General features: G+C 45.2%; 8 protein-coding genes. 1 reads left to right on the forward strand and 7 read right to left on the reverse strand.

The features are described from left to right. The 5 genes from AC2CZC_RS17035 to AC2CZC_RS17055 form a co-directional block, all read right to left on the reverse strand. Window positions 1-6,519 carry a phage tail protein gene (locus AC2CZC_RS17035; RefSeq protein WP_484582710.1) on the reverse strand — a complete coding sequence of 2,173 codons (6,519 nt, stop codon included), beginning with the start codon at window positions 6,517-6,519 and terminating at the stop codon, window positions 1-3. Beyond that, entirely contained in the window at window positions 6,512-6,952 is a 441-nt protein-coding gene (locus AC2CZC_RS17040) for a DUF6950 family protein (protein WP_484582711.1), read from the reverse strand. Before AC2CZC_RS17040 ends, AC2CZC_RS17035 begins: the two co-directional genes overlap by 8 nt. Beyond that, window positions 6,939-7,526: a hypothetical protein gene (locus AC2CZC_RS17045; protein WP_484582712.1), complete on the reverse strand. Its 588-nt coding sequence runs from the start codon at window positions 7,524-7,526 to the stop codon at window positions 6,939-6,941. The genes AC2CZC_RS17040 and AC2CZC_RS17045 overlap by 14 nt, the downstream gene beginning before the upstream one ends. After that, the gene (locus AC2CZC_RS17050) at window positions 7,526-8,059 is read right to left on the reverse strand and encodes a hypothetical protein (protein ID WP_484582713.1); all 534 of its coding nucleotides are present in this window, start codon (window positions 8,057-8,059) and stop codon (window positions 7,526-7,528) included. The genes AC2CZC_RS17045 and AC2CZC_RS17050 overlap by 1 nt, the downstream gene beginning before the upstream one ends. Window positions 8,060-8,206: 147 nt before the next feature. Then, on the reverse strand, window positions 8,207-9,874 hold the full coding sequence (locus AC2CZC_RS17055; RefSeq protein WP_484582714.1) for a HEPN domain-containing protein: 1,668 nt from the start codon (window positions 9,872-9,874) through the stop codon (window positions 8,207-8,209). A 113-nt stretch (window positions 9,875-9,987) separates the two neighbouring features. On the opposite strand from AC2CZC_RS17055, the gene AC2CZC_RS17060 reads away from it, so the two are divergent. Continuing rightward, a complete protein-coding gene (locus tag AC2CZC_RS17060; protein WP_484582715.1) occupies window positions 9,988-10,827 on the forward strand; it encodes a GIY-YIG nuclease family protein in 840 nt (279 codons plus the stop codon). A 37-nt stretch (window positions 10,828-10,864) separates the two neighbouring features. Here AC2CZC_RS17060 and AC2CZC_RS17065 read toward each other — a convergent pair whose 3' ends face one another. Both AC2CZC_RS17065 and AC2CZC_RS17070 read right to left on the reverse strand, forming a co-directional pair. Continuing rightward, entirely contained in the window at window positions 10,865-13,807 is a 2,943-nt protein-coding gene (locus AC2CZC_RS17065; RefSeq protein ID WP_484582716.1) for a tape measure protein, read from the reverse strand. Continuing rightward, window positions 13,767-14,108: a hypothetical protein gene (locus tag AC2CZC_RS17070; protein WP_484582717.1), complete on the reverse strand. Its 342-nt coding sequence runs from the start codon at window positions 14,106-14,108 to the stop codon at window positions 13,767-13,769. Before AC2CZC_RS17070 ends, AC2CZC_RS17065 begins: the two co-directional genes overlap by 41 nt. Between the last annotated feature and the right edge of the window lies 1 nt (window position 14,109).

Consider the following 14,109-nt stretch of genomic DNA (forward strand, 5'->3'; position numbering starts at 1 on the left):
TTATCCTCGTAAGTAGATGACTGCGATTTTTTTGATTTGAGTTGATGAATTGAACGTCACAGAATGTCGCGCTTGGGCGATAGTGAAAGGGCGCTCAAAATCTTGTTGAGCCTGGCGCATCGCTTTTCCTGCAATATCGCTTGAGCATAGATAATCACCAGCTTCGATGTTGCCTCCTTGACCGCAAGCATTGAGTAGACCTTCACCAATGGCATTGAATTCGATAACGTCGTGGCTGTCTCTATATTCATTAAATTTTAGCGACCCCTTAAAACCATTAAGCCCCGCAGGCAAATGCTCATTCATTAACGACTTTCGACTGATAAAAACACCTCGCACATTGCGCTGCGCAACCGTTGTTGATGGCGTCATTTCAAAGATTGAGTTTGAGATATCGGACATATTGACCAGCGAAGCATCACAAACGATGTCGCCAGGTGTTAATTGAATTTCCTTAGAAAGCAGACCTTCATGTATTCCGGTAAATGGTTTGTAGCCTGCACCTGCGTATAGTTTTAACCGAGTCCAAAGGGCAGTGGTGTCATGTTCGTAAGCATCTACTTTAATAGCTGTGCCTTCCCGCACTGTTGCGTAGATTGCGTGTTTTCCACCAAGCGCTTCCAACGCAGTTCCATGACTACTCATGAGCATCAAGGGGGTGGCGTTCACTGACTGGGCCGTATTGCTTATAAAACCAGCTCTGCCAAGTCTTCCTGACTGAATACTAAACGCGTCAATATCTTGCTCGTTAGATATGATTTCTAGACGTCCTGAAAAAGTACCTTTTGCTGCAGCTAACTCATTCGCTACAACCGTACCCTCTACAAGTTGATTACCATGTACGCGTAGTTCAAAGGTTTGCCAAGCTCCGCCGATCCAAGATTTAGTTGTTTGCACACGGGGGTCACCTTGTTTATAAAGCGTGACCACGTCATAGAAAACTGCGCGTCCTCCTGTACAAGCAGCATGTGCATCTGCATCCGACCAGACTCCCGATACTGTCGGAGCAATAAAGCGTCCAGCGCCTCGTAAGCCATTGAAACCATTGTTGCCTTGCTCTCCTTTATCGCCCTTATCACCTTTTTCTCCAGGGTTGCCATCAGCGCCTTTGATTTTAGACCAGTGATAATCCACTGGGTTTGTCGACTCAGTCGCCGTTGTTTTGTTGTTTGCGATACCTATATATTGAGTGTTGCTGGTCGGCACTTGATACATATTGGCGCCGTTGGCGCTGTCACTGTACGCAATCCACGTGTAAAGCGTCATACCATCTTCACCTTTGTCACCGGGGATACCTTGATTGCCTTGCTCACCTTTGATTTTTGACCAGGTGTAGACGCTTGGGTCATTTGATTCGATATGCGTAAATTGATTGTGAGATAAGCCAATGTAATCTTTACCGTCAGGATTATCACTTAAGCCATTCCCGTGTAAATCGTCAGCATATTTAATCCAGGTATATTTAGTTTGCCCAGGCGGACCAGATAGCCCATCTTTCCCATCAAGCCCACGAATATCATCCTCCGATTCAACTACAAAATCGCCGAGTTCTAAACGACCTCGAAATACGTGAACTGGATTTTGCGGGTCGCGGTTATCAATGTAGGATGTAGGGACGAATGTCTCTCCAACCATGACGCCTTGACGGATGACATCGCCAACTAAATCCAAATTACCGATTTGCCCATCGTTCAAACCAACAACGCCAGTGGCGCGACCTTGGTTATTGATTAAGAAACCGCCACGAGCAATAAGTCGACCATCTTGAGTTTCAAACGCCTGGCGAATATCAGAAATGCTGGCTTTGTCGCCGCTATTGTTCTCAATTTGAAGTTTGCGGATAAATTCAGCGAGCGGGCCATCAACCCAACTATTACCTGCCGCAACGCAAAGGGTTGCGTCGGTCTCACTTGTGAGATTGCCCTGGGCATCGATGCAATATCCAACGGCAGCGCGCGTATACGTGATGGCGCTGGCTAAAGTGGCGGTGTCATCTTGTTCGATTTTGGCAACCAAGTCTTGTCGTTGACTTGTTATAGCTGAATCTAGATTTGAAATAAGTTGGGTGGTTTCTTGAAAAGCCGTCTCAGTGTTAGCTGCGAATGCGGTGAATGCTTGGTCGCGCACCAAGTTTGCTTGGTCTATATCTGCAACGGCTTCGGTTACATCACTAAAAGCTGCGTGTGTTGATTGGGTGAAAGCCGCGAAGCGCTCATCACGTATGACACTGGCTTGACGTTCGTTAGCAAATGCTTTGGCGACGGATGTGATAATTGCACTGTTTTGCTGATGTATTGCACCCAGCTCCATTGTGTAGCTTGCAACACTTTCCAGCTCATTGGTTGTCGCTTTTAACTGGTCTTGGGCCAAGGCAAGTTTGATATCTAATTGCTGCAGCTCGTTGTTTTGAAGCAATGCGTTATACGCCGTGATAACTTCATCGAGACTTTTCGCATCCGCCCCCAGTTGCAGGCCTTGCACTTGCACGATATTACGGTTTATCTCGCCTTGAATGGCATCGAGCTTATTAGATACGTACGAGAACTTTTCGTCCACACCATCTTGCTGGGCATTAAACACCGTGATTTGGTCTTTGATGTAACCTGCTGCGCCTGCTATGAAGCGCTCAGCCGCGTTAGCTTTTTCAAGCGTGCCGTTATCGTAAAATGATTGCAGCGCAGCTGTAATACCATAGACAGCATCAAAAGTGCTAATCGCTTGGTTCACTTGACTGGATGTTTGGTAGCCTCTGCCATCAACCAGTAATGTCGCCAAGCTCATTGTTCGCTCGACCACCGGCCCATCGACCCATGTGTGACCTGCCAATTCACACGCAGCAGCACCTTGATCAAAGGTGCGATTGCCATCGCTATCCACACAATAACCTGTAATTGCACGCGTAAACTCCTTAGCTTCAGCAATGGACTTTTGGCTTTCATGGTTTATTTCAGCGCGCAGTGTTTCTGTACGCTCAGCACTTGCTTGGCGCTCATTGGCAAAAGCGCTACCGAGAATATCGATGCTTGAGGCACTTTGATTATGCAGTGCAATCAGTTTGGTAGATTGTGAAGATAGAGCGCTTACCTCGTCTGTGACTGCAGCGAGTTTATCTTCAGCATGAGCGAGGGTGATAGACTGCTCTGCTAGCGCGTTATCGCGCAGAAGTTGGTTGTACGCATCTAATACCTGGTTCAAATCTTTGTCAGCTAAGTCGAGCTGAATGCCTTGTATTTGCGTGACCGATTGTTGTATTTCTCCCGCCAGCGCATCTATGTTTTGCTCGGCCGTAGCGAGCTTTTGATTTACGCCGTCTTCTTCGTTTAAATAGCCAATGACTTGGCTACGTATCGCTGAATTTGCACCATCAATCCATTTTTGCGCAGTATTGGCTTTGACGATGACGTCATTGTCGTTGAGCTGCTGTAGCACGGCACTGATACTGTACTGAGTGTTAAATGAATCTATGAGTGTTTGTACGTTGCTTTGGGTTTGATAGCCTAAGCTTGAGACCCACGCGGTAGTTGCATATTGAGCCATACGGCCATTGCCCGCATCGAGTTCTTGCTCAATGGTGGTGGTGCGACTGGTAATGTCATTGAGTGCTAAATCACTGGCCCCGCGCTTACCGATTTCAATAAAGTCGATATCGCAGCGGCCCAGTGAAAACTGAAGCCAAGTAACGATACCGGTATAGCCTTCGGTGCCGGTTGCATCCGCTTGAATAACCTCCCAATCAAAACTACTCGGCTCTGGTAAAAACAGCTCGCCATTATTGAATTGGATATGCCCAAGCCAGGTGCTGTTTTGATGTTTACGCACGCGCACTCTAAACATGGGGTTATCGAATATATCCAGAGAAATAGCAGGGCTATTCAGCGTATTTTTACACACTAGATAACCCAGCGCATGATGACTTTCAAACCCTACAAAACCCTCAGCGCCGCTGTTAAACTGCCAGCTGTAGGCAGGCGTTAAGGCTGATATAGCCCCCGCAATATGGGCGTCGACTTCGCTATGCGTTGCACGCTGTGTAATTTGGCCTGCCTGCAGCTCGATTTGAGCGGTCGCATCAACCAACTTGTTTTCTGTCTGCTTTATACGACGGGACTCAAAATTGATGCGCGCGTGGGCACCATCGACCAAAGAAACCGCTTCACTAAATTGTGTGTCGGTATAAGAATATGCCCGATTCACGATAGTGCCAGACTCAGCATCAACAAACACGGCAGCATCAATGAGTCGTTCATTATTAAGCGTGCGTCGCTCATACTCATGACGAAAATTTGTGTATCCAGCTGTCACATCGAAGACGCTTTTTTGCATGTCAGTCACAGCCAATGCGGTTTCATCCAGCTTGATTTTATTCAGTGCGATTTGTGCGGGGATGCCATCAACTACGGAGTTATCTAAAACCTTAGTGACATCTTCCAAACCCTGTATTTGTTCTATATTTTTAGCAACAAGCGAGGGTAAATTGTTTTCAGTTTCAGGTCGCAATCTATCAACTTGGGTGTTCAAGTCGTTGATGAGGGCTTGGGCCTCTTGGCTTAACTTAGCCAGCGGAATGTCGTTAATAAACTCTGTTAAATCTACCTCTGTTGTTGAGGCAGATATCTGCACCCAATCACTGTTACCCAAATGGTTCACGGCACGACATTGAAAGTGATACTCGGTCATCGGCTGCAAGCCAATGCGATTGTAGATTTGCGCGAAAGCTGTATCGCTTTGCTGAGGTGCGTCATTGGAGCCTAGGAACTGCCACTCAAACTGAGTACCAATCCCAATTGCGGGCAGTGAAGCCGTGAGCGTGATTTGGTTATAATCTGCGACATAAGACAGCTGTGGGTTTGTTGGTGCTGAAACAGTAAACTGAACCGCAACAGATGGTGAACGCTGTCCGAATATGTTCCTGGCAAACACTTTTGCCGTATAGGTGCCAAGCGCGAGTTTGGGAATAACAACTTGCGTATAGGTGACGGACTCTTTATACACACGTGTTTCATTCGTACTGTAAAATTCCACATCAAACTCATGCACTGCCAGCGGAGCGGGGTGGGTCCATTTAACAATGCCATTGCCATCTCCATCCACCTCAACACGTGCTTGCTCAATTGGAGAAGGTTTGCCCACGACGTAATCACTATTTGGGGTGATATCAGAGGCGCCAGGCACTAAATCATCAGCCCAAAGTAAGGGGCTGTCTTCCACGCATGTCAGTGTTATACCCCCATCAAGACGAAAGCGCCTTGCGACAACGCGATAGACCTTTCTATTAATGCGCTCGTTGGGTAAGTCCACATATACTGTTCGACCCACAGCAGCACGCAATGCTTTGTGTTTAAGGGGGAGTTCGATTGAGCCGAGACGGGTTTGTTCAAGGTGAATAGTCGCCAAACGCTGTGCCGCTGTAGCACTGCGAACAAAGAGCAGGGAAATCGTGGCTTCTAAAGGTTGATTGTCTTTTTCAATGTAGCCTTCAGCGCGAACAGGCGGTGCATCGGTGCGTTCGTAATGCTGATTGGGGTCGGTAAAGGTAGCACGGACAATGTTTGCTCTGTCACGCAGATCCGCATGCCACTTGATTTTGACATTACCCATGACGTCCGATTGATTAATCGTATACGTAGGGTTGCCATACCAGGCACCGACCCGAACAAACCATTGGCCCATTTGGCGAAATATCTTGCCAGCAAAACAGCGCTCAAGCTGGCCTAACACTTCTATGGGTTTACTGGTAAAGCGAAAGGTGCCATTACAGGTGTAGCGCGGCTCAAAATTATCAATACCGTCGCTGTCTTGATATACCGCATTTTCATCACACACATTGGCTGCTGCTATCCACCAGTTTAAGGGGATTCGATGGTAGGGCACTTCATGGGCCCCATAGAATCGAATATAGTGCAGAGCACACATTACTGCGTTTTGTGACCATATCCAAGTTGCTGCATCATCTGGGTCTTGCTCACTATCTCGGGGGTCCCAAATACGCGCGCCGCGTATTAAAAACTCACAATCAGATATCCCGTCGGGGAAGACTTCGCGGTTATTCTCAAGCTCAATGAATACATGTGCCTGACCATAACCCACATGTTTACTGGTCCAGCCCGCCATTTTAGACACGGCTTTGCTGTTAGCGGACGTATGATTGCCATCAGAGAGTGAATAATCCCAGCTCTCGGCTGGGTAGTCCGATAACGGCTTATTGGCAATATACACTTCTTCGAGTGCATCTATGGGCGCGCCATTGATTAACACAATCAACTGCACCCACTTTTTTTCATCGCGTTCGACTGTGGCTTGGTGCGCAATCACGCCGCCAATGCGGTCACGCCCGAATGTGATACGCCTTGGCTGGTCAATGCCTTTTTGCAAGCCCTTGGCCAGCGTTGCATAGTCTTCTTCGGGTATCTCAGGGCTCATGCTGTCCCAGAGTGCACCTACGGTTTCATCCCAAATTTTTTCAGCAACATCCAGGATGGGTGAGGCAATATCTTCAACAACATCGACGACTTTACCCATGTGCCACCTCACTTTCAGAGCCAGGTAACACCTGAGAAAAGCAAAAAATGACCGCGCTCATTTCTAGCGCGCTTAAACCGATATTAGTAACGCAATAGACATAGCCAAGACCGACGATACCACCTATCAATTCGCCATCCCATTCAACCAGGGCAATATCACCGCGCTGCGCATAGTGAGTTTCAATAGGCTTTAAATGGTGTTTAAACACACTTTCAATACTATTAAACCCTAAGCGAGTTAAACGCCTTTTTGCGCCAATGGCGGTGCTGTAATGACCCCGAAAGTCTTGGGCCACATCGACACCATTTCGAGTCAGAAGCCAATCTGCAACGAACAGGCAGCAATCAAATTTACCCCAAGAGAAGGGCGTGTTTTCGCATGAATCTAAATAGCGTTGGAGTATGATCGGGCGGTAACTAGGGCAGTGCATGACCATCCCTCCCACCAATTGGATAACCAGGCTGCGTATCCGGCAACACAGTACCAGTTGCCTCAGCATGCTCATTAAAAAACATATCATCGGGGTACAACGCCGTTTGCGTCGCATGGTTCCAGCGTTGATGTAAACGTGACTGTTTCCAGCGCTCAGACTCACCTGCAACAGATAAGCTCACTTTACTGACTTGGCCGCGCTCGACATCGCACGCCACGATATAGCCGCTTTCTAATAGCTGAGACTGATTAACACGATAATGTTTATCGACCGTGGCCAAATAGATTTCAACGCCCACGCCAATGGGGTCATTCTCAGCGACTTCAGCTAACACCGTTTCGTTTTGCGTGTGCAACGTTAAGCGAATACGCGCCGCATCGTTTTTATCGTTTGCAGGGATTTCACCGATTCGCCCGAGAATACCAAGCCCATGCCAGGTGTAACCTAAGAATCGACGCTTGCCCACACCGGTATGTAATAACACATCGCCACTTTTAAACGCCAAGCGCACAAAGTAGCGGGGGCGACAATGTGCAAGCTCAGCCACCAAAGCGGAATTTAATGCCTCCATTAAAACGCCTCCCGACCTTTGATTTTCCATGAGGTCACAAAGCCATTTTTAACCTTCGCCTCAGCCAATCCTTGCTTGTTATCCAATAAACGAAACACGCCAGCAGGGCGCTGAAAATACACAGGCGTATTGCTCGCTGGGATTTGGCGCATAGGCGATTCAAACTCAAGCTCGCACTCGCCTTGGCTATCAACCACCACATCCGAAGTCAGCACTTTAAGCTCGGCGTTTTCACCCGTACCAATCTGAATGCGATTGCCAGATTTTGCATACACGCTATTCACTGGCAAACCAGCGACTTTAAGCAAATTGCCGTCTTGGAAAGAACTAGTAACCAGCGCAAAACTGTCCAACTCATCTTGTAAAAACCGATAGTCGAAACACAAAAACTTGCCAACTGAACCACGACACTTGGCCAAGAACGCATCCAGCGCAAGCGCATCAGCCTCTAACACATTGGTCAGCTCAATCTCAAATTCCCAATACGCACCTTCAAGGTCATAGACCTCAGAGGCATTATTGGCTTTACTCACATGTAAGTAACTATTAGGAACAAGCCGAAAAACACAGCTTTTTGGGGGCTTAGGTAGGGGAAGATGCTCCATATTTTTTATCGCTCTTTGCTTTACTGTGTGAGCGAGTTTAAAAAATTAGGAGCAGGGATTTAGGTGGAAAATGTTTTACTTGGTAAGAATTACTCCGCCATTAATAGGGATGTACTCATTTCCTTTTTCTAGATATATAAGATTTTCGAACTTAATACTAATTGAGTCTTCTACAACTTCTTCAAGATAGTCGACTATACTACGGTGCTTTCTAGGTTCCATTCTAGGTTCATACCATTGCTTTACAAGCTTAGTTAACTCTTCATCGAATCGGTAAGTGTTGTTTAACTTGTCGTATATAAAAGCAAGGTGTGAAAAATAACTTTCATTAGGTAATTTCTCAAACCCTTCAGAGAGAGCTATGAATGCCCCATAACCTAGAAATTTGTTGCATTCAGCCATATTAATTCCAAATTGAGATATTTTGTTATACGTATCTTTCAGGCATAGTGCAAATTGCTTCTCGCTGAAGCTTAATTCCTTAAAAGCAAAATATAAAAGTAGTATTTGTAGGTTATTTTTTATGGCGTTCATTGTACTTATATTTTCCCAAAAAGAAGACTCTAAAGTTCCTCCATGGGCTATGCAATTTCGTGCATTTTTAAGTTGTTTAAACTTTACTAAATCGAACCCTATTATCTTCTTTATCGAACTATTTGTTTCTTCAAGTACATAATTAAACTTTTCTTCAAATGTGTGTTCAACTTGCTTCTTTCTATCATTGATTTTCCTAATAATGTTATTGACACACTGCCTAGTGCCTATCAAAGAGTTGTGTTTAAAAGATTCAAGCTCACTATCAAGAGTTTTTTTGAAACTATCATTATCCCACCTTTCGTTAGTCATTCCGTTAGCACCATAGGTACAGTATGAATCTAATGTAGACACATGCATTAAAAGACTGTTTGTCCAAATGCCATCATATATTAGTGTCTCATATAAATTTATGAATAGGTCGCTTTTGGAGCTCACATCAAAGTAGCTTTTAAGTACAGGTTCCCAGATATCCGCTTCAAAAAGAAAGTTACCAGTGCACAGAATATTTCCTTTTCCCCATGATGGAGGGGTAGAGGAGCTGATTTCAGGAAAATAAAAAGGGTGATAAGATGAGCCACTCTTCAGAGACGTTTTGTGTATATGTACGGCGTGACCAGATAGAAGTGTGAATAGTATTTTTAGATGCCTTGTAATAATAACAACCTCTTCTAAAGAAAAGTTCCCTTCAAGGCGTTTGACAACTATATGTTGATATTCATAAACGATCGTTTTCCCGTATTCATCTGGGTTTCGATTATTCGTATACAATTCAGGTGAGTTACTTATACTATAATCCACATTATCATGCGAAAACACCGCTTCAAATTGCTTTTTAGAGTTCTGTTTGAATATTTTATCGTGCTCACAAGAAAATGGATTGTCTAGATCAAACCAATTCACGAGACCCAAAAAATCGATGACAACAGCATCATACTCTGCTTGGTCCTTGCATTTTAGAATAAAACTTGGGTAGATAACCCCCCAAGAACCTTCGCAATTAAGTAGGGTAAAAGATGCTCCACAACTAGAGAAACATTTCAGCTCAGCAATATTCAAACATCCGTTGAAAAAGAAATCATTGTTAACTTGTAATCTTGCACTGTGCCCGTCCGCAATAAACAGTACACCACTAAACTTTGTTTCGTCTATATCAAACGAGACATTAAACTTTTGCGGAGTACCAAAACACACTTCACCTTTCTTCACTTAAATTCTCCTTAAAACGCTTATTGCAGTTTAAACTTATCAATGCGAACATGGTACTGATATTTTATTCCATAATAAAAAGAAGGTTCCAAGCCTCAACGTGGATAATATTAATGTTAAATGAGGTAATCACATTGGGCTCAGGAAAGCTAACTTTTAAAGAACTAGCTAGTATAAAAACTACAATTTTTAATGGAAAACGAGTCAAATATGTTAGGCATAAAGATAACCGTAAAGAATATCGAGATGTCATCAAGGACAAAGATAAACTCCTGGCTTACCAAAAAGAGCAATCTAAGCCCGTGTTTCATGACTGTGACTATTTAGTTTCATTCATTGGCCTAGAGGGAACTAAAGCGCTTTTTCTAGGTGTATTTAAAGTGGATGGTGTAGAAGAAAAAAATGAAAAGTACTTCTATGACCTTAAAGAGGTTGAAGCTCTTCTACATTTCAAAGAACGAGTAATTATAGATTGGGGTGATGCAACCCGAAATTGGCATCAGTGGTTCGACCGTAACGAAAAAGAGGTAATTGAAATATTGCCCAAAGGCTACATTGGTGAATGCCCGGAGCTACAAAATATCGTTTTGAAGTTTAATGATTTAGAAAAACTCATAAATAATAAAGAAGCTAATATAGCGTGGTATCACCGCCTTTCTTCAGTAAATGCAATTTACATGATATTAGATACTAATACGGGTTGCCAATACATTGGTTCTGCTTCTGGACAACTAGGTTTATGGCAGCGGTGGAAAAACTATATAGACACTAAACACTGCGGGAATTCGCACCTCGAATCATTGTGCCAACAAACACCTAATTATCATGAAAATTTTACCTTCTCTATCCTTCAAGTACTCCCTAGCAATTTTGGGAAAGGTGAAATTGAAAGGCTAGAGTCATTGTATAAACAAAAATTTGGTACAAGAGCCTTTGGGTTAAATGAAAATTAATCGTTTTTGAAATGTCTGGATGGGCTTTGGTTTCTGACTAACCAACACTTCTAATCGCCCTGAACACAGCTCCACGAGAATTCCAACTCTCAACAAATACAGCCTCTATCTGCCGAGCAATGTTTGCACCAATAACGTTGCCTTGCTCGGCATTGGCTGCGCCTTCTACTGTGATCTGATTCGTAATATTAAACACCACATTTTGACCTGCAGCTTGGCGGTTGCCTGCATTGTAGTGTCTGGCCATATGACTGATTTCGACGTTTTGCTTTGGAGATAGAACACGTTCACCACGTTGTAGTACATAGGTGCTTTCGTTTGGTACGTAGTCTAAACCACCATGTGCGATACCAGCGGGTTGTTGTGATTTGATCATACGCACTTGTTGTAACCCCATCGCGACGGCGGCCGCAGCTGCAGCGGCACCAAGGGCAGGGCCCACAACTGGAATAGGGGCTAATGCTGCATATGCGCCAGTTGCTGACTCATAAGTTTTTATCATCGCTTGAGTGATTGAAAACGCTTTATACAGCTTAAACGCGGTTTTACTTTGGCCAGCCATCGCTTTAAAACCTGCAGCTCCTAGGCCAACAACCGCTGATGTTTTCTCGCGGGCGTTTTTAGTCTCCCAGTTTGCAAACTGCATGAGATGTTGTTGCATCGCACCGGTATTGCGGGTGCGGGCTTGCATTAAACGCTCCTGGTGCGCGTGTTCATCCGCTTCGCGCTGACTATGGAAGCCTCTCGCCGCGTTCAGCTCTTGCTGGCGCTCTAGGTCTCGAATTTGATTATCAGCGTTGTGTTTGATTTCGCCGACTTCATCGTTTGCAGCAAGGCCGAGCATGCTGCGCCGTTTTGCATCAATACGTGCTTGTTGCTTTGCTTCTTCTACTGCAAGCTGGTTATTGTAGCTGGCGAGTGCTTCACGGTTTGCATAACCTTTGATTTGCGCAATGCGGTCTTCTAGCTCTGCGCGTAAATCGTTTTTACGCTTTTCCTCTGCTTGGTTTTGGATACGTGTTTTTTCGGCTTCGCGCTTTTTGATAAGGGCTTGTTGGTCTGCTTGAAGTTTGGCGTCTAACTGAAGCAAAATTGCATCGTATTTGGCTTTATTGCCCAGGTCGTTTTCACGTGCTTGTATGACCATGGCTTTGCGTTTTTCGTAGCTGGCTTTTAGCCTGGCTTCTTCTCCTAGTAGCGAAAGCTGCAGCTGCTGGATGTTTTGTGGCAGGGCATTAGTCGCTTGTTTTGCGTTTTCTGCTATTTGCTTCCAGTCCAATGCTTTAAGGTTCTGCTGTAGGTTGGCCGCTTGTGCTGCGGTTTTCATTGACTCGCTACGCAACTTTGCTTGCTCGTTGATGTAACGCTCAATACCTGCAATTTGGTTTTGATACGTAAATATAGCGCGATCACTGCCTGCATTATTCATTTGTTGGCGCAGATGCTTAATACGTTTATACGCGTTTTGAATGTTGTTTGTGTAGTTGATTGTTTGCTTTGATGCAGAAGCTATTTGCGCCTTGGCGCTGACGTTATTAACTGAGTCGAACGCATCACCTAAGTCATACAAATGTGTTTCAAGTCGTTTTGAGCTGGTGCTGGCTTTGTCGCCTTGAGTCGCAAAATAAGCGACGGCTAAACCTGCTGTGACAGCTAAACCGACAGGGCCACCTAATAGCCCCATTGCACCGCTTAATGCGCGACTTGATAAAGCCGCGCGTTTAGACACAACCGAATAAGTGGCAGTTGCTACGTTTAGGTTGGTTTGTGCAAGTGTCGCCCGTTGATTCGCTAGGGCCAGCTGGTGAATGGCCTTGGTCCTAAGCGCTGTATTTCTTGCCATTGCGAGCTGGCGCTGAGCTGCAGCTTGCTCTTGTATTGCACGTCTGTTTTCTTCTGCAGCTAAACGTTGGTTGGATGCCGCTAATTGTAAGTCAGCTTGTAGCGCTTTATGCTTTGCTATTGTGGTGGTTGTAATTGCGGCTGTCGCTTTAGCTGCACCGCCTGCCAGTTTACCCCCGTATACGATAGCTAAAGCCGCTGCCGAGGTTGTTAGCCCTTCAACCAGCTCTTTATTTTCGCGCAGTTCACGCATGCCTGAGGTGACTGCATCTGCAACACCTGTCACAGCAAAATTTACTGGCTTTTCATACTGACGAATAAGGCGCTGATACTCATTACTCATCTCTGCAAACGAGGCATTGATTTTACCCTCAGTCGCTTCGGCCGCACCAGCATACTCATTTAAAGCTTTAATTAAATAGCGTTTAAACATTTGGCTTGTTACGCGTCCATCGTTGACCAGTTGCCTAAAACCACCTGCAGCAACACCCGCTGCTTTATCGAGCTTTTGTAAAAGCCCTGGCAAAGGCTCGGTGACCTGGTTGAGTTCTTCAGCTCGTAATACGCCAGCAGTCATACCTTGAGTCATACCAAACAGGGATTGTTCTAACTGCACATTGCTTGCGCCTGTTTTAGCTGCGGCATTGGCCATGCCTTCGAGGATTGCTTTGCCTTGTGTTTGAGTCAAAATGCCTACTTGTTGCAGGTTAAGGATTTTAGAGTAGGAATCAGCAAGGGTGGTGTATTGGGTATTAAGCCTGTTAGACGTTTCAAACAGATAGCTTTGTACTTGTTGGTATTCGCGAGCAGAATCCGTCAACCCTTGCAGCCGAGTATCTAATTGCTGCGCTGCGCCTGTATCACGGATAAAAATTGCAGCTGTGCCTATAGATGCAACGCTTGCCAGTGTCATTCCCAATTGCTCATAGCCACTTTGTAGCACACCCAGCTGTTTACCCATTGCAGACTGTTGCTGCATAACCTTTGACTGACTTGCACCCAAACGTTGATTCGCAGCTACTTGATTTTGAATGGCATGAGGCAGGCGGTTTAAATCCTGAATGTTCTTGTTGGTGCCTGCGGTAACCGCTTTACCGTCATACTTTAAGCGAAGCGCTAGGTTCAGTTGGTTTTTCATCAGTCTGCCTCAAGAGCTTTATTATTGTTCGTTCTAGATATTGGAGCTTGTCAAAATCAGTGGGGGTTAGGGTTATATCCGCATAGCGCCAAGCTATTTCAGCCCTGGCATAATCAAGGGCGAGTTCGATGCCATCTTTGCAGTATTGCCACTGGGTATTGGCAGTAGAGAGCGCCTTAACCGCCATCCAGTTTTGTGGGAGTACGTATAAATCTGCTTTGCTTTTTACTGGTTCAACCGGCGCACCGAAATGGGCTAAATCATCATCAAGTGCTTTTGATTGTGTTGCTAGGTCGCCCACA

The sequence above is a fragment of the Pseudoalteromonas sp. MMG033 genome (assembly GCF_057197785.1).